The 18900-nt window shown below is 39.6% G+C and carries 12 protein-coding genes; 8 read left to right on the top strand and 4 right to left on the bottom strand.

Annotation, left to right across the window (positions count from 1 at the left end; genetic code table 11):
- Positions 1–72: 72 nt before the first annotated feature.
- Positions 73–792 (top strand): DUF2490 domain-containing protein, encoded by a 720-nt coding sequence (locus tag ACXIUD_RS02915; protein ID WP_458051114.1) that lies wholly within the window; start codon positions 73–75, stop codon positions 790–792.
- A 65-nt stretch (positions 793–857) separates the two neighbouring features.
- Here ACXIUD_RS02915 and ACXIUD_RS02910 read toward each other — a convergent pair whose 3' ends face one another.
- The 4 genes from ACXIUD_RS02910 to ACXIUD_RS02895 all read right to left on the bottom strand — a co-directional run bounded on the left by ACXIUD_RS02910 (position 858) and on the right by ACXIUD_RS02895 (position 8261).
- Entirely contained in the window at positions 858–2999 is a 2142-nt protein-coding gene (locus tag ACXIUD_RS02910; protein WP_458051113.1) for a glycoside hydrolase family 97 protein, read from the bottom strand.
- Positions 3000–3010: 11 nt separating this feature from the next.
- Positions 3011–4297, bottom strand: coding sequence for an acetyl-CoA hydrolase/transferase family protein (locus tag ACXIUD_RS02905; RefSeq protein WP_458051112.1), 1287 nt, complete (start codon positions 4295–4297; stop codon positions 3011–3013).
- A 168-nt stretch (positions 4298–4465) separates the two neighbouring features.
- The gene (locus ACXIUD_RS02900; RefSeq protein WP_458051111.1) at positions 4466–7159 is read right to left on the bottom strand and encodes a cation-translocating P-type ATPase; all 2694 of its coding nucleotides are present in this window, start codon (positions 7157–7159) and stop codon (positions 4466–4468) included.
- 10 nt (positions 7160–7169) lie between these two features.
- A complete protein-coding gene (locus ACXIUD_RS02895; RefSeq protein WP_458051110.1) occupies positions 7170–8261 on the bottom strand; it encodes a site-2 protease family protein in 1092 nt (363 codons plus the stop codon).
- Between the two features lie 337 nt (positions 8262–8598).
- Between ACXIUD_RS02895 and ACXIUD_RS02890 the strand changes: the two genes are divergently transcribed.
- From ACXIUD_RS02890 to ACXIUD_RS02860, 7 genes are all read left to right on the top strand, one after another.
- On the top strand, positions 8599–8994 hold the full coding sequence (locus ACXIUD_RS02890) for a hypothetical protein (RefSeq protein WP_458051109.1): 396 nt from the start codon (positions 8599–8601) through the stop codon (positions 8992–8994).
- Positions 8995–9005: 11 nt separating this feature from the next.
- Positions 9006–10514: an LruC domain-containing protein gene (locus tag ACXIUD_RS02885; RefSeq protein ID WP_458051108.1), complete on the top strand. Its 1509-nt coding sequence runs from the start codon at positions 9006–9008 to the stop codon at positions 10512–10514.
- A 325-nt stretch (positions 10515–10839) separates the two neighbouring features.
- The gene (locus ACXIUD_RS02880) at positions 10840–14217 is read left to right on the top strand and encodes a methylmalonyl-CoA mutase family protein (protein ID WP_458051107.1); all 3378 of its coding nucleotides are present in this window, start codon (positions 10840–10842) and stop codon (positions 14215–14217) included.
- 67 nt (positions 14218–14284) lie between these two features.
- The gene (locus ACXIUD_RS02875; RefSeq protein ID WP_458051106.1) at positions 14285–14698 is read left to right on the top strand and encodes an OsmC family protein; all 414 of its coding nucleotides are present in this window, start codon (positions 14285–14287) and stop codon (positions 14696–14698) included.
- The gene (locus tag ACXIUD_RS02870; RefSeq protein WP_458051105.1) at positions 14695–14934 is read left to right on the top strand and encodes a hypothetical protein; all 240 of its coding nucleotides are present in this window, start codon (positions 14695–14697) and stop codon (positions 14932–14934) included. Before ACXIUD_RS02875 ends, ACXIUD_RS02870 begins: the two co-directional genes overlap by 4 nt.
- A 100-nt stretch (positions 14935–15034) precedes the next feature.
- Positions 15035–15949, top strand: a complete 915-nt coding sequence (locus tag ACXIUD_RS02865) for a Cache sensor protein (protein WP_458051104.1) — start codon at positions 15035–15037, stop codon at positions 15947–15949.
- Positions 15949–18828, top strand: a complete 2880-nt coding sequence (locus ACXIUD_RS02860) for a PAS domain-containing hybrid sensor histidine kinase/response regulator (protein ID WP_458051103.1) — start codon at positions 15949–15951, stop codon at positions 18826–18828. Before ACXIUD_RS02865 ends, ACXIUD_RS02860 begins: the two co-directional genes overlap by 1 nt.
- The last annotated feature ends 72 nt before the right edge of the window (positions 18829–18900 follow it).

The raw sequence follows: 18900 nt of genomic DNA, 5'->3' as shown, positions 1-18900 counted from the left end.
AGAGGGTTTCTATTAATTTCGTGCGCAAATACAAGAGTTTGTTCGTGGGACAGCTTTTTAGAAATTAAGGTTATGCTAAAAAAGATAGCTGCAATTATACTTGGAGGATTACTGTGGACGGTAAGCCCTGCATTTGGCCAAATTTCCGAACCGGGCAATTGGTTGATTTATTTTGGCAATCAGAATTTTGCTAACAATAAATGGGTCTGGCACAATGAAATCCAATACAGGGATTACAGCTTATTGGGTTCAAAAGAACAGTTGCTACTTCGCACAGGCGTTGGTAGGTACCTGACAGAGAATAATAATATCGTCTCAGGAGGGTATGCCTTTATCAGCACCCGGCCTCAAAGTTTGGAAGATGGACTGGTAATAATCGATGATGCCAATGCCTTTCAGGAACACAGGCTTTGGCAGCAATACCTGACAAGACAGCCTATTGGTAAGGTATTGTTGACTCACAGATATAGATTTGAACAGCGTTTCTTCAATGATGGGGATTTTCGCTTGCGAGGTAGGTATTTCTTAAGTGCAAATATTCCGTTAAATAATCAACTCATGATGGAAAAGACCTATTATTTGTCTTTCTACAATGAAGTCTTCTTGAATGTAACGGATGATAGCAGTGTTGCGCTATTTGATAGAAATCGATTATTCGGTGCGCTGGGTTATCAAGTAAATAAAGGGTTACGATTTGAAGTAGGTTTGATGCATCAAACGCTTAATAACAGAGAGTTCTCCCGAACACAATTACAGTTTGTTGTTTTCAATAACCTGCCTTTCAAAAAATAAGGTAGAAAAATTAAGAGGTAGGGCCAAAACATAGATTCATGTCGGCGCTACCTCTTTTTTTATGTTTATTTCAATTGTTTCAATCCTTTGGTTTCTTCTTTGCTAGCTTCCATGATGCTGATAGCATATCCACCTCCTGAAGCAGTTTGCTGCATCAACTTGGACTTGTTAGTGAGGATTACTTTACGGATGTTGTAAGCCTGAGCATTGTTTCTATAATGCGCATCTTTTGCATCCGCATAGATGGTGGCTATATAGGTTTTGTCCGGATCAAGAAAGTCAAAGCTGATAGTGGAAGTTCTGACAGGAACCCCATTCACATTTCCCACAAACCAATTATTGCTACCTTTTTCTTTTCTTGCTATAGTTACATAATATCCTGGTTCTGCCTCAAGATACTTGCTTGTTTCCCACTCCACCGGTACATCTTTGATAAACTGAAAAGCATCCATGAAGCGCTCGTAGTTCTCTGGTAAATCAGCTGCCATCTGTAAAGGACTGTAAAGGGTTACATATAAGCCCAACTGATTGGCAATTGTGCTATTCACCCAGGAATCATTTTCGGGATTGATTTTGCTGATATCCATTTCAAAGATGCCTGGCGTGTAATCCATCGGTCCCCCGATTTGACGGGTAAATGGTAAGACGGTATGGTGATTGGGTTTGCTCCCGCCAAAGGCTTGATATTCTTGCCCTCGGGCAGATTCATTGGCTATCAAGTTAGGCCATGTTCGGGCTACTCCTGTAGGTCTGACAGCTTCATGCGCATTGACCATGATTTGGTATTCCGCAGCTTTTTCTATGGCAAATTGGTAATGATTGACCAACCACTGACTATAATGGTTTTCTCCTCGGGGAAGTATATCTCCCACATAACCAGACTTAACGGAGTTATAACCATTGTCTTTCATGAATTGATAGGCTCTATCCAAATGACGCTCATAATTGCGGACTGAGGAGGATGTTTCATGGTGCATCACAAGCTCCACACCTTTGGATTTGGCGTAATCTCTCAAATAGGGTAGGTCGAAATCAGGGTAAGGAGTCAAAAAATCAAACACATAGTCCTTGGAATTACCAAACCAGTCTTCCCATCCAATGTTCCACCCTTCTACGAGTACACCTCTAAATCCATGTGCTGCCGCAAAATCAATATGGCGCACCACATTGTTAGTATTTGCGCCATGACGTCCATTGGGCAATACTTTGGAGTAGTCCGTAATCCCTAATTGAACGGCTGGTAATTCGTCTGTATAAGCCCAGGAGCTTTTACCTGTAATCATTTCCCACCAAACACCGATGTATTTCATAGGCTTGATCCAAGAAGTATCTTCTATTTTACTTGGCTCATTTAGGTTGTAAGTCATTCGGGAAGTCAAAATATCACGTGCATCATCCGATACAATGACAGTTCTCCAAGGTGTATGAAAGGGTGATTGCAAATAGCCTTTATCTCCAATGGCATCAGGAGTCAACCAAGACTGAAAAATCATGCGTTGATCGTCCAAATTTAGATGCATGGTAGCATAATCAATCAATGCTGCCTCATGCAGATTAATGTAAAGGCCATCATCACTTTTCATCATCAGCGATGTTTGCACACCAGTTGTTGAAAAAGGTTTTTGAGAGAGGTTTCCAGTTATGGCTTTTTCCATCAGCTCCCTAATTTCTGAGAGCTTGGACTCTGTATAATCATATTCTTGTGTGTCATAATCGCCCGGTATCCAAAAAGCCGTATGGTCACCGGCCATGGCAAATTGGGTCAATTCTTCTTTGATTACAAAATGACCAAGTGTAGGTTGTGAAGGGAATTCATAGCGAAATCCTACGCCTTCGTCAAAGACGCGAAATCGAATATTCAGCGATCGGTCAGTACTAGCCTGATTCAAGGAAACAAACAGCTCATTGTAGTGATTTCGAATTTCCGCTTCTTCACCCCATACCGGAGTCCAGGTTTCATCAAAAGAGGAAGTTCGGGAGGAAACAAGCGTAAACCCTCCTGCCAGCGTTTCTTGATTTTTTATTTCAAAGCCTAAGCTGCTAGGCTTGATTACCGGTTTTCCTTTGTATGTCAATGCATACACAGCCTGACCATTTTCAATGGAGAAATTGAGTGAGATAGTTCCGTTCGGTGACTTGATTTCTTGGGCTTGTAGCTGTATCGCCCACAGCAAAATCAATAATGAGATCCAATAATTTTTTTTCATAGTAAATTGGGTTAATAATAGGTCTTTCCAAATCGTTCAAAAATTGCCACATCCAGCATTTCTTGATGATCAGGATGTGCAATGTATTGGAGTGCTTTTGCTCGCTGTTTTAGATTCTTTCCATAAAGATAGGCAACTCCGTATTCAGTTACTACATAATGCACATGGGCCCTTGTGGTAACTACGCCTGCACCTTCTTTTAGTGTTGGTACGATTTTACTTACATTTTTATTGGTCACGGAGCTCAAAGCCATGATAGGCTTTCCTCCATCTGATAAAGAAGCTCCCCTGATGAAGTCCATCTGACCACCTACACCGGAAAATTGATAAGTACCAATAGAATCCGCACATACCTGTCCAGTCAGATCGATTTCTATGCAGGAGTTGATCGAAATCATCCGAGGATTTTTGCGAATAACCGCAGAATCGTTCACATACTCTGCTTCTTGGAAAGTGAAAAGGGGGTTGTCGTGAATGTATCGATAGAGTTCTTGATTTCCAGCTGCAAAGGATGTGAGCACTTTACCCTTATGCTTTTTTTTGTAAGCATTGGTGATTGCTCCTGATTCCAACAAAGGAAGTAAGCCATTGGAAAACATTTCCGTATGAATTCCTAAATCCTGATGATTGGTTAAGGACTGTAAAACGGCATCTGGAATAGCGCCAATACCCAACTGTAGGCAGGATTTGTCCTCAATTAATTCGGCGATGTACTTGCCAATGGTTAATTCTGCGTCTGAGATTTTTTCAGCGTAATTGACTTCATGTAGCGGTTCATCAACTTCAACCATGGCAGCAAACTGACTCATATGAAGGTGTCCGTCTCCATGAGTTCGAGGCATTTGGTGATTGACTTGTGCGATGACAATTGTGGCAGCTTCTACAGCGGCTTTAGCGATGTCAACAGAAACACCTAAGGAGCAAAAACCATGGGCATCCGGTGGAGAAACATGTACAATAGCCACATCCAACGGAAGTACTTTTTTCTTAAACATTTGGCCGATTTCACTGAGAAAAATGGGGATATAGCCTCCATAACGAGAGTTGGCGGCGTGCCTGATATTTTGTGACACAAACAGAGAATTGAAAAAGAAACTATCTCTATTTTCAATGGTAGCTAATGGCATGGGACCAAAACTGGAAATGGATACTAATTCCACCTGCCGAAGTTCAGAAGCTCTTTCAGCAAGGCAATTGATGAGGTGAGTAGGAGTGGCCGCGCTGCCATGTAAAAACACCCGTTGACCTGATTGAATTAGTTGTACAGCTTCCTGTCCGCTGATGTAAGTTACATTCATGTTTCTATTGGAATAAAAACTAAAAATGAAGAATGCCCGATGGAAAAGCAAAAATTTGAGATATCTTTATTCAAAAGTCTTAAAGAGAAAGTAAAAAAATGGAAGCCGATGGATATTGTCTTTACTTCTTGGGCGGAGTCTTGTTTGAAAATGATCTTACTTCTTTTTCTAATTCCTCATTCCTAATTTCTCACTCCTCCTGCTCCACCATTTAAACAATTCCATCAATAAGAGTAAGGGAAATGCCAATACTAACACATATCCCCATTCTTTTAAAGTGATGGGTTCAACCCGAAGGATGGATTGCATGAAAGGGATATGCATACTTGCAATATGGATTGCTTGTGTCAAAATCACGAATAAAATCAATAAGTAATTGCGGGAAATTGGAATGTTGAAAGTGGATCTTCGCTCGGATCTACAATTGAAGATATGGAGGTTTTGCATCAATACCATCAATAGCAAAACCATATTTCGAGCATGAAATTCTGAGATTTCAGTGAACTTATTCAAATAGAGCCATAATCCAAAAGCGATGATGCCCATGATTAAGCCTGAAATTAAAATCTGCTGGCTCATGATTTTATTGAAGATTCCTTCTTTGGGATCTCTAGGCTTTCTACTCATGGTCTCAGCTTCACCTGCTTCAAATGCCAAAGCTTTATCCTGAATGCCATTAGTAACCAAGTTTAACCATAAAAGCTGTACGGCGAGTAGGGGGAGAGGGAGACCTGCAAAAATTGACAGGATAAACATGACTACTTCAGCGGCTCCCGTAGAAACCAATAGATAGATTACTTTTCGAACATTGTCATAGGCAAATCTACCTTCTTCTACACCTGCTACAATGGAGGAGAAATTATCATCCACTACAATCATAGCACCTACATCTTTGGCAACATCGGTACCAGAGCCCATGGCAACTCCAATATTTGCTCTTTTAAGTGCCGGGGCATCATTGACTCCATCACCTGTGACGGCCACAAATTCTCCTTTTTGGATTAATACATCAACAATTTCGAGTTTTTGTGTAGGGGAGACCCGTGCAAATACATTGGTGGAAGCTACTAAGTCTTGAAATGCTGCATCTGCTGGACCGCCAGCTTTCTCTAATTCGGCACCTGTTACGACTGTACGTGTTTTCTCTTTGATTCCTAATTCTTTTGCAATGGTAGAAGCAGTGGCAGGGTGGTCACCTGTAATCATCATTACTTGAATGCCTGCTTTTTTACATTTGCCTACAGCTTCTATAGCTTCCGAACGAAGTGGATCAATAAAACATATCAACCCTTGAAAGGTCAAGGGAGGAATATCTGAAAGGTGGTAAAAATCTTTCGCTTTGAAGTCATCCACCATTCCCGAAGCAAATGCCAACACCCGATACCCTTCTGATGCAAATTGAGTTGCTAATTCGGTTACTTCTTCGGTTTGTTGATCATCTGATTTACAAAAGCCTAAAATCGTTTCGACTGCTCCTTTTACAGCAAGGTGAATATGTGCTTTATCCTTATAGAAGGCTCCTGAAAATTTGCGTTCTGATTCGTAGGGAATCAAAGACTGAATAGGGAATTCATCCTGAACCGTTTCAGGATCGATGTCAGTTTTATAAGCCATTCCCAATAAGGCAACATCCATAGCATCGCCATAGTGATCCCAAACTCCATCTTTTCGAAGTAGCTTAGACTCATTGGCCAATATGGCCGTTTTGCAAATTCCTAGCAGTGATGCACTATCTTGGGCAGCTACTTTTTTTCCATCCGTAGACACTTCACCGATGCCGTTGTATCCCTCACCACTTACATCGTAGTGAGTACCATCAGCGGTATAGATTTTTTTGACTGTTTGTTGGTTGACCGTCAGCGTTCCCGTTTTATCAGAAGCAATTACCGTACAGCTACCCAAGCTTTCCACCGAGGTCAACTTTCGTACTATCACATTTCTTTTGGCCATTCTTCGAGTGGCCACTGCCAAAGCTACTGTTAAGGAAACAGGTAAACCTTCGGGAATAGCAGATACAGCCAATGCTACCACAAAAAAGAAAATAGCTGAAAAATCCATGCCTTGAAACCTCAGTAAAACTGCAAGAATCACAGAAAGTACAATGATAATGTTGGCGATTTTCTTTGTAAAACTCTCCATCCGTTGAATCAGAGGTGGTTTGGCAGATTCACCTTCTTGGACATTTTGAGCAATTTTCCCAACCTCTGTGTTTAAACCTGTAGCTATGACAATTCCCTGAGCTCTCCCTGACATGACTGTAGCGCCTGCATGAGCCGTATTTTTCCGATCTGCTATTGGGGTACTCTTGTCAAGCACTTCTGTATTTTTCTTGATAGCTTGGGATTCTCCAGTAAGGAAACTTTCATCCACTTCCAATCCCGCGGTTTGGATAAGGCGTAGGTCAGCAGGAACTTTATTGCCCGATTCCAAAATTACCAAATCTCCGGGGACTAAATCTTCCGAATCAATTTCCAACACTTCGGCATCCCGTTTAACTTTTGCTCTTATCCGAAGTAGCTTTGTGAGATTGGAGGCACTCTTCTCTGCATTGTATTCCTGATAAACTCCAATTACTGTATTGATAAGAATTACCAGAAAAATGAAAATTGCGTCTTTTCCTTCTCCGATAGCTACTGAAGCAATGGCTGCAGCAATCAAAATAAAGATTAATGGGTTGATTAATTGCCCGATTATCATTTTCAGAACGCTAATCTGTGATTTATCGGGGAGTTTGTTTGGACCAAAAACCTCCATTCGAACATCAACTTCTTTTTGAGATAGTCCTGATGCTGAAGTTTTTAAATCGTTCAATAGCTGTTCCGAAGATAGGACATGCCAGTGTTTGGGGTCTTGGATGTTCATAGGTTTGGAATTAGTTGTTGAAAGCTGGTCCAATTGCTTTTTTGACCAAAATAAATTCACTGATATTTTCTTGGTCTAGAATACCAAGAAAATGTCCGTTTTCGATTACAAAGGCGACTTTTTGCTGTTGTGTCAGCATATTTCTCCAAGCATCATTGAGGTCTTCTTCGGTTTCCAGTTTTAAAGGATTGAAGTTGGCTACATGCTCTATAGGTGCTTGATTACCATGGTCTTGAAGACCTTTGATGATCTCGTTACGGCTTAGTGTTCCTACTGCAACATCGTCTTTGACCACGACAAAGTGAGTGGCTTGAGAATTGAGCAATTTTTCTACTGCTTTTTGAAGTGGTGCATCGAAAGCGATGATCTGAAACTTCATCATCATGGCGTCTTTTACCTTGAAGCCCTTTAGCATACTTTCCTGTTGGGTATGACTGACTTCTGCACCAGCTCCCAGAAAGATGAATATACCAATCAACACTAAGACAGGATTATTAAACAAGCCAAAGAAGATAAAGAAAATGGCCAAAAATTGCCCTATACCTCCTGCGATCGCGGTAGCTTTAGCTCTTGGGAGTTTGATTGCCAAAAATGCTCGCAAAATTCTACCCCCATCCATTGGAAATGCAGGAATCAGATTAAATATCGCTAAAATCAAATTGGCAGATGCTAAATAGAGAAGAAAGGTGTCAGGACCAATGTTGATTTCCTCTAAAGCTTCTACATCAAAACCTTGGAAAGAAAGTATAATTGAAAGCCCTATAAAAATGGTGATATTCACTAGTGGTCCTGCGATGGCTACCCATAATTCTTGTTTGGGGTCTTCCGGGAGTTTTTCCAATCGTGCTACTCCTCCGATTGGATAGAGTACGATGTCTTTGGTTTGTATGCCATATTTTTGTGCTGCCAATGCATGACCAAATTCATGTAAGACCACACAAAAGAATAGCGCAAGTACCAAAAAAATAATCCAGGCAATGTCTACGGTTGGCATTCCTTGCCTGTAGTTGGAAATAATGATCCATAAGAGCAGTAAGGAGAAGGTCCAATGGATAAAGACTTTGATGTTTTTGTAAGTGCCGAGTGGGAGAGAAAGTTTCATTTTGCTATGTCCGAATGTTTAAGTAGCTAAATTTTCAATTTTTTTTTTAAAAAAATCCTGATAAAAATCATATGTCGTAAAATATAAAAAATTGTTTGAACGAACAAAATTGTATTTGGTGAAAAATGTAAAAAAAATGTTTTTAGTTGGTGTTGAACCTGCTTGAAATACCCTGAATTTAATTGATATATTCGTGTAAATAAAGAATATTTATTTGTAAACCATCTGTATTTACAGGCTTAAAATAAGTTGAAAAAAAGTACGATTAATAGATTAGGTTTAGTCGAAAATGAAAGCAGGTTTACAGCCAAATATTGGAACTTAACTTCCCAACTATATGAGAAAAGTAATTCTTAGTTTCTTCATCGGTTTAGCAGTACTTGCCTGTATTCCTGAGGAGACAAACAGCCCGCAAAATCCGGTCGTTAACAATCCGCTTGAGATAAGTGCTCCAATGGGTTTTACTTGGACAACGACAAAAAGTATCTCCGTCACTCTAAATAAAATATTTCTCCCTAGTTCTTTGGTAAGGACACTCGTGTTGAAAGATGGAGATGGTACCCAATTATTCAGAGGGTCACATGATTTAACCCAAGATTTCTCCTTAACCGTTACTGTTCCCAATCATGTGGATAAAATAGTAATAGAGATTGGTGAAGTGCTCCTAGAAAAGAGTATTTCGGGAAGTAGTGTTGCTTTTTCTTTTCCCGTGATTGAACCTTCCAACGATTAGACGTTTATACCATGAAAAATCTATTCATTCTTGCATGTTTACTTATCGGTGGAGGTCTGCAGGCTCAAAACTTTACGATAAGTACAAGTAATTTAAAAAACCAGCATCTAGCCATTGGTCTTCCGACAGTAGAGGCTGATGCTGAATTAGGAGATCGAGCATTTTATACTTGTTGGGTTTTCCAAGGCTTTAGCACCACATCAGGGACTCAACCAGTAATTTCGGGAAATGTATCTTTTCGGTCTTCTTCATTGAGCAATAACGTAAGTCCAAATTCTGCCGCAATTACTACCCCTTGGATTCAACCTGTCAACGGGAAAATTTCATTTAAAATGAGGTTTGATGTGAATGGTGCACAAACACGATTTATGCGTTTGTTTTATATACCTATTGATGAAAGTGTTTCTAACCTCCAAGGAGAAGCGGTGTTAATGGAAACAGTAGATTTACCAACAAACACCACAGCATTCAGTACCTATGAATTTGATATTCCTGAGGAGCTATTTAATCAGACTGTTCGATTTAGAATTTCATTTAATGGGAATGGTGGTAACAACCGTGCCATTGTGGATGATATTGTTATCCCAGGAATTTTTGCTGCTGATCCTACTTTTGGTTGCTTGCCTGCCCTTAATCGAAGTGATAGAGATGGTGATGGTATTCCAGACGAAGAAGATGATTTTCCGGATGATCCTACACGAGCATATAGATCCTTTATTACGAATGCAGAATACTCCACATTGAAATTTGAAGATTTGTGGCCTGCCTTAGGAGACTATGATTTCAATGACTTGGTAAATGATTTGAGAATCACCAAAATCACCAATGCTAATAATGAATTAGTAGAAATGATCATTGAATCAAGGACACGCGCTATCGGCGCAGGCTTTAGAAATGCACTTGGGATTGAATTGACGGGTATTCAACCTAATCAAGTTGCTTCCGTTACTGGTACCATACTTGATGGAGATTTAATCAGGGTAAATCCCAATGGTCTTGAGTCCAATCAAACCCATGCAACGGTTATTTTATATGATGATGCATTTAAAGTACTTCCGAGAGTTGGTGGCGGTACAGGAATCAATGTAGAGCCCGATAGACCTATGAGTGAAATCAAAACACAGACTATCACAATAACCTTTGTGCCCAATGCCGTAAGTTCAAGGTTATTGACAATGGATATGCTCAATCCTTTCTTGATAGTGAATCAGGATAGGGGAAGAGAAGTTCACTTACCCGGGAAGCAGCCTACGTCCCTCGCGAATCCTGCGTTATTTCGAACTGGAGCTGATAACTCCGCTTTAGGCACCTCCAATACTTACATGTCAAAAGAAGGAGGTTTACCTTGGGCTATTTGGGTTAATGAATCCGTACCGTACATGATAGAAAGAGAGAGAGTTACAGATGGTTTTTTAAAATTAAGGGAGTGGGCTAACTCAGGTGGAAGCAATGCAAGAGAGTGGTACACGGATAAACCAGGTAATAGAAATGATGTCAAAATAATGAGAGGAATAAAATAGTGGTTAATTTGTTAGGTTTAGGGTTATAGAGGCTTACATGCATCAAGCATGTAAGGATTAATGGCAGGACAGTTAAAGCGGCTTAAAAATTGCGGAAATTTGTTCTGCTTTTTTTATTGAAAACAAAATAACATTACGTTTTTCTTGAATTGATGAATTTTTAGATGGTGTAAAAGAGTTGTGTGAGTGATTTCAGAAGATTCTTTTGAAATTTATCCCAACGGAAACCGGTAGTCCTGTTTTTTGTTTATATTCGCAAGTTGGTAGAATTCAATTTACCACGTTATTATTTGACAAGTATTCAGCGAAATAAACCCAAATTGAAATGTCTTTTACACAAGAGATTTACAAGCCTCAAAACCACATCCGGATTGTAACAGCAGCCTCCCTATTTGACGGGCATGATGCGGCAATCAATATTATGCGTAGAATTATTCAGTCTACGGGTTGTGAGGTGATTCATTTAGGCCATAACCGTTCGGTACAGGAGATTGTTGATTGTGCGATTCAAGAGGATGTACAGGCCATCGCCATCACTTCTTACCAAGGAGGTCATGTAGAGTTTTTTAAGTACATGCATGACCTGTTGAGAGAAAAAGGCTCAGGTCATATTAAAATCTTTGGTGGAGGAGGAGGAACCATCCTTCCAGAAGAAATCAAAGAACTACATGAGTATGGCATCACCAGAATTTACTCTCCTGATGATGGTCGAGCTATGGGTCTGCAGGGAATGATCAATGATTTGGTTCAACAAGCTGATTTTCCGGTAGGTAAGGATGTTGCAGGCATTATTCCTAGCATGACAGATAAATCCAGCATTGCAAAAATCATTTCAGCAGCTGAAAACTTCCCGGAAGAAAGTAAAGAAATGCTTGCAGGTTACAAGCAAACAGCCTCAACAAGTAAAACCCCTGTTTTGGGAATCACTGGTACAGGTGGTGCCGGTAAATCATCTTTAGTGGATGAGTTAGTCAGAAGGTTCTTGCTGGATTTTTCAGATAAAAATATTGCCATCATCTCCGTTGATCCTTCCAAGCGAAAAACAGGAGGGGCTTTGTTGGGGGATAGAATTCGTATGAATGCAATCAATCATCCCCGAGTGTATATGCGCTCATTGGCTACTCGTCAATCCAATTTGGCATTATCCAAGTATGTGCAGGATGCGGTAGATATCGTGAAGTCTGCTGATTTTGATTTGATTATTTTGGAGACATCTGGAATTGGACAGTCTGATACCGAAATTATCGAACACTCGGACATGTCCCTATATGTCATGACTCCAGAGTACGGAGCTGCTACTCAATTGGAGAAAATTGACATGTTGGACTTTGCAGATATCATCGCACTCAATAAGTTTGACAAGCGTGGTGCGCAAGATGCTCTGAGAGATGTCAAAAAGCAATATAAACGTAACCATAACCTTTGGGATATTGCAGATGAGGAAATTCCTGTTTTTGGAACAATTGCCTCACAGTTCAATGACCCGGGAATGAATAATCTGTACAAGGCTATCATCCATAAATTGGTGGAAAAAACAGGTGCTGATTTGGATACTTCCTTTGAGGTAACCAAAGAAATGTCTGAAAAAATATACATTATTCCACCCGCACGTACCCGTTACTTATCTGAAATTTCAGAAAATAATCGTGGCTATGACAAATGGGTGGAGGAGCAAAAAGAAGTTGCCCAACAACTCTTTTCAATCCAAAAATCTATCCAAGCCATTCAAGGAACTTCTGTAGCAGATAAAGATCGTTTGGTGAAGGAACTTCAAGAAGTATATGCTGAAGTGGAATTGAATCTGGATCCTAAAAACAAGAAATGGTTGGAGGAATGGCCTGAAAAAGTTGAAAAATATTCCAGTGATTTCTACGTGTTTAAGGTTCGTGATAAAGAAATCAAAGTTCAAACGTATCATTCTTCCTTATCCAATACCAAAATACCAAAAGTTGCCTTACCGAAGTATGAAGCATGGGGTGATTTATTGAAATGGGGCTTAAAGGAAAACGTGCCCGGAGAATTCCCTTATACATCTGGTGTATTTCCGTTCAAGCGGGAAGGAGAGGACCCAACACGTATGTTTGCCGGTGAAGGTGGTCCAGAGCGTACCAATAAACGTTTCCACTATGTGTCTCAAGACATGCCTGCCAAGCGTTTATCTACGGCATTTGATTCTGTGACTTTATATGGAGAGGATCCTGATTACAGGCCTGATATCTATGGTAAGATAGGTAACTCTGGTGTGAACGTTTGCTGCTTGGATGATGCTAAGAAGTTGTATTCAGGCTTTAACTTGGCTGACCCAAAAACATCTGTTTCCATGACCATCAATGGTCCTGCGGCGACCATGACGGCTTTCTTTATGAATGCTGCAATTGATCAGCAATGTGAATTGTATATCAAAAAGCATGGCTTGGAAGCAGAAGTAAATGCCAAAATTGAAGCCATTTATAAAGAAAAAGGAGTACCAAGACCTGTGTACAATGCATCTATCCCTGATGGAAATGATGGCTTAGGTTTGATGCTTTTGGGTGTGACAGGAGATCAGGTATTACCTGCAGACGTATATGAAGAAATCAAAGCATATACCTTGGCAACCGTCAGAGGAACTGTTCAAGCAGATATTTTGAAAGAAGATCAGGCACAAAATACTTGTATTTTCTCCACGGAATTTTCCTTGAGATTGATGGGGGATGTACAGCAGTACTTTATCAACCGTCAAGTTAGAAACTTCTATTCTGTGTCGATTTCAGGCTATCACATTGCAGAAGCAGGTGCGAATCCAATCACACAGTTGGCTTTGACCCTTTCCAATGGCTTTACTTATGTTGAGTATTATGTTTCCAGAGGAATGGATATCAACAAGTTTGCTCCAAACCTTTCTTTCTTCTTCTCCAATGGGATTGACCCAGAGTATTCTGTCATTGGAAGGGTAGCTAGAAGAATTTGGGCGAAAGCCATGAAACTAAAGTATGGTGCAAACGAGCGTTCACAGATGTTGAAATATCATATTCAGACATCTGGTCGATCCCTGCATGCCCAAGAGATTGATTTTAACGATATCCGAACTACCCTTCAGGCACTGTATGCGATTTATGATAACTGTAATTCCCTCCACACCAATGCATATGATGAGGCCATCACCACGCCAACAGAGGCATCTGTGAGAAGAGCGATGGCGATTCAGTTGATCATCAATAAAGAGCTTGGTTTGGCTAAAAATGAAAACCCAATCCAAGGTTCCTTTATCATCGAGGAGTTGACTGATTTGGTAGAAGAGGCAGTTTATACGGAGTTTGACCGTATCACCGAGCGTGGTGGAGTATTAGGTGCAATGGAAACTATGTACCAACGAGGAAAAATTCAGGAAGAAAGTTTGCATTACGAGATGTTGAAGCATACTGGAGAATATCCGATCATTGGTGTGAATACTTTCCTTTCTTCAGAAGGTTCTCCAACTGTGATTCCTGGAGAGGTTATAAGAGCTACAATTGATGAAAAAGAAGATCAAATCCGGACGCTTCAGTCCCTGCATCAGCGTAATCCGGATAAAATTGCTGAGGAATTGAGACAACTTCAACAGGTTGCCGTTCAAAATGGAAACATCTTCGAGCGATTGATGGAAGCAACCAAAGTTTGTTCATTGGGGCAAATCACCAATGCGCTTTACGAGGTAGGAGGTCAGTACCGAAGAAATATGTAAGAATAAGAAGCAGGCTGAACTTTCCTTCAGCCTGTTTTGGTTTCTATAACTAGATAATTGAATTAAAATGAGTGTAAGAAAATCGGTAGTTCGCATGAAGTCGGACTATGAATACGAAGCAATCAATCAACAAGGAAATAAGGTGGACATCGACATGTACGATGCGCCAAATAAAAAGGCCCAATCTCCTATGGACTTGCTATTGTCAGCTTTAGGAGGCTGTAGCTCCATTGATGCGGTGTTGATGATGAAGAAAAAAAGGAAAACGATTGTAGATTTTTTTGTGGAGGTAGAAGGCACAAGAAATGATGGTGTTCCAGCATTTTATACCCATATCCAAATGAATTTTGTTTTGGTTTCGCCAGATGCGAAAGAGGAAGAGTTTGCGAAAGTTGTAGCACTTTCGGTAGACAAGTATTGTTCTGTGGCTTCCTCAATTAAATCTGAAATTTCTTACACTTCTGAAGTTCGCAGGCCATGAGAGTTGTTACTGAGTTTGTAAAACAGGAGGTCAGGATTTCTGTTTTTTCTTGGAATAACAAGTACCTTATCAAATTTGAATTAGGGCCCATGGAGCAGACGTTCAAGATTCCTGAAATGGATGTTTTGGACGAGGCAGATCTGTCAAACTTTTATCAGGGTGAATTTTTTCAAGCCGTTTTAGCACGATTTGAAGAAATGGGAGAAATTTTTCGAAAAGAGTTAGAAAATCTTTAGCTTTACTCAAAAGCTAGAGATTTTGAAAACACTGCTGTTTTTTGTTGCAATTTTTCTTGGATTTAGTTGTACCCGGAGTAGTAATTATACCTCGGAAAGGGTGCTAGAACTTGAGGCCATCATGGCCTTAATGGAGTATGATTTTGATCAGTTGGAATCAGAAATTAAAAAGCTGGGTGAGTATTCTTTGAGTATTTATGCTTCAAAAGATACAATAACTCAATCAAACCCCTATTATTCTCTGGATTTATCTAAAAGGATTATCAATTCAGAACCAGATGCAGACCCTAACTTTTGCACCATCTATTATTCAGAAAGAGGTCAGGATAATGATGCCGCGCTAGATCTGCTAAAATGGACCTGGCCATTAGAGCGAAAATTCAAGAAGCTCATTGAAGACAATCCTACCATCTCACAGGTATATTTTAATTCTCCATTGCAGGTCAATAAATTATATCCTCCATATCCTGCTAAGGCTATGTTGGAGCCTGATTTGGATTTGAGGGAATTTAATTTTTTCTATGAAGCCACTTTGGAATATAATCCTAATAAGTCAACAGTTTGGGTTCCTGATATTTACTTGGACCCAGTTGGAAAAGGGTGGATGGTTTCGCTTTTGTATCCGGTATATGTCCAAGAGGAGCTCTTATATGTTATTGGATTTGATATAACCTTGAAAGATATCATAGAAACATATGTTAATCAGTATTCCAAGCAATTGATTATTGTGGATGCCACAGGAACCATAGTTGCGGGTAAATCTAGAGCCATAGAGGCCTTATCTTTGCCTCCATTGAAGGACCACACCTACAGCCACACCATCACTTCTGACAGTTTCAGGCCTGAGGAGTTTAACTTATTTAAAAGTAAAAACAGTTTGGTCAGAAACATGATTTCAGATGTTTTATTGGCAAATAAATTGGAATTTGATTTATCCAATGAGTATGATAGATTTTCTGGAGTGGTGAAAAAATTTGACCGCATGGATTGGTATTTAATCGATTTGAACTGGTAATGAAGCAACTCAGAGATATATTTAAGCTTGACAAAGCCACAAGAGGCCTAGTGTTATTGGGTGTATTTTTGGTATTTTCTATCCTTTTCCTCGCCTTTTATTTTTACATAGCTCTCAATGAAAATCAGATTAGGTCTTATAATCAAACACTGTCCAAACAAATTGAATTAGCTGGTAAGGAAACTGAGAAGTCCTTTAATTTCATGCATGATGATATGCTGTTTTTTATCAATAATCTTGAAAATTGGACTTACGAAAGGACGGGAAATGAACAATTAGCATTTGAGGGAAGGGCTAAAAGAATCTTCAATAATCACAGAGATTTGATTGATACGATCATAGTTGATTTCCCCAATCACCGGGTTTCTTTTCACTTTGACGATAAAAATACTTTCATCCGAAAGTTTCGAGAAAAAACACCACTTTTTCTTGATAATAAAGACAATTCGTTCATTCTGAGAAATGCAGAAAAAAAGCTTATTTTTCACGTTCATTTGAACTTGCAAAGGTTTGCTGATAATCAGTTGTCTAACTACTACCTAGGTCCGAAATCTTCCAAATTTATGACTGTGGATGAGGATATTTTCGATTTGGTGGATGACTCTTACTTTTTAGAGTATAAAATGGATCTCAAAAGTCTTTCTTATGTAAATGAGCAATTGAAAAAAGGACTTAAAGGTTTGACCAGCGGGCAGATGTCAACCAGAGATGGAGCTACCTTGGATGTGTGGATTCATTTTTATCCTATTCGCTTAAATCCTTTGAAACAAGATGCCTCTCTTATTTTTGTACAGGCTTTGGATTGGAAAGCATCGAGTGCTTTTACAACCTATGTTTATTTGATTATTGGACTCTTGGCGCTAGTGTTGATTGTTTTCTTCATTCTTTATCAATTCAATAAATCGATCACGGAATCCAATCAATCACTGGCCAAAAGTGCGCAAGAGATAGAAGAGCTTTTTAATAGGCAGTCTCTATTACTGCAAGAATCTAATGGTTTCATTTATTTTCAAAATGAAAAAAATGATATGATTAGTGTTGGTGACGAGGTGAAAAACGTGCTGGGCTATGAAAAAGATGATTTTTTAATAAATTTCCGATCATATATAGATCAATCAATTATTCCAGAGCTTCATCAAAAAGTGTCAGAAAGTATAGCACGAAAGGATGAAATATTTAAAACTGATTTTTTTATATACAAAAAAAATGGTGATAAAATCCGGGTGAAGGTTTTTGAAAAATTGCTTTTTGATGATGTGGGAGTTTATAAAGGTACAGTAGGTATTTTCACAGATATTGATGAACAGTACCGTACAGAGCAAGAGCGTATCCGTTCGGAGGAGCGGTTTCGTTTAGTCCTGCAATCCTTGCCAGACTTGATTTTCACCTATGATAATGATGCAAACTTTATTGATTATTATGTACAGGACAGTAGCATGTTGTTATACCCACCTGCGGACACGATTGGTAAAAATGTATTGGAAGTCATTCCGGGTGACTTAGGTCAACGAGTGTATGATTTGTTTATGAAAGCAAAAGAAACGGGAAAGATGCAACGGATAGATCTAGAGCTTCAGGTGCCTATTGGTACTCGAATTTTTGAAACTAGGATCTTTCAGTTGGACGAAAACCGACTGATTTCGATTGCTAGGGACGTTACTGCTCAAAAGGTATGGGAAAAAGGATTGAAGGAAGCGATGGAAGCCGCCGAACAAGCGAATAAGGCTAAATCTGAGTTTCTCGCCAACATGTCTCATGAAATCCGAACCCTCATGAATGCACTCTTGGGAATTGTTAGCTTACTTGAAACCACCTCTCTAAATTCTCAACAGTTACAATACTTACAGCTACTGAAGTCTTCTGGCAAAAACTTATCCGGGATTATCAATGATATTTTAGATTATTCCAAAATCGAATCAGGGGCAATGTTTCTCAAGCCATCCGTGTTTCGATTTAAACATGAAATGGATCGGACTTTTCAGGTTTTTGAAGGTCTATTGAAAGAAAAGCAAATTGACTTTACGCTTAATTACAATGGAGATATTCCTGTCTTTGTAGAAGTAGATCGGGAGAAGCTTGTGCAAGTAATCTCAAATATTCTGAGCAACTCCATCAAATTTACACCAATTGGAGGTAAGGTTAGCGTGTCTTTGTCCTGTGAGGATATCATAGATGATACGGTAATGCTTTTGTTTGAAATAAAAGACACTGGGATAGGAATTCCGCAAGAAAAAATCAAGTATCTCACAGAGCCTTTTTTCCAATTGGATGGAAGTAATACACGCGAGTATCAGGGTACAGGTTTGGGGCTTGCCATTTCTAAAAAGATTTTGGAGCTGATGGGTGGTGACTTATTGATTGAAAGTCAGGTAGGAGAAGGTTCGGTTTTTTCATTTTCTGTATTTGCAAAAGCAATAGCGGTCGAATCCCAAGCTGACCATGCCATACCGAAAAGTACTATTCAAAAAAGTGATTTGATACCATCATTTGGCGAAAAATACCCATTACGCATATTGATAGCTGAGGATAACACCACCAATATTGTATTTATGGGTATGCTGATGGATCAATTGGGCTATCAGGTAGATTTTGTACTGAATGGCCGGGAAGCTGTTGAAGCTGTGCAAAAGAAACAGTATGATATGGTCTTTATGGATATACAAATGCCCAAATTGAATGGCTTGGAAGCCACCCAAGAAATTCTTAAACTTGGACTGCCTCACCCACCACAGATCTGGGGTCTTTCAGCCAATGCATTTAATGAGGACCGGGAAAAAGCCATCCAAACAGGAATGACTGGCTATTTGGCAAAACCTGTAGATATTGATATCATTGCTAAAACCCTCCAGCAAATTTATTTGAGTATCTATAAAAATTAAAAGCCATCCAATTTCAGAGAAGACAGGTAGGTGTCATTACTGAAGCTGGATGGCGAATTCGTTCGATCGCGA

It is taken from the genome of Mongoliitalea sp., assembly GCF_054166905.1.
This window is presented reverse-complemented; position numbering and strand designations above follow the sequence as displayed.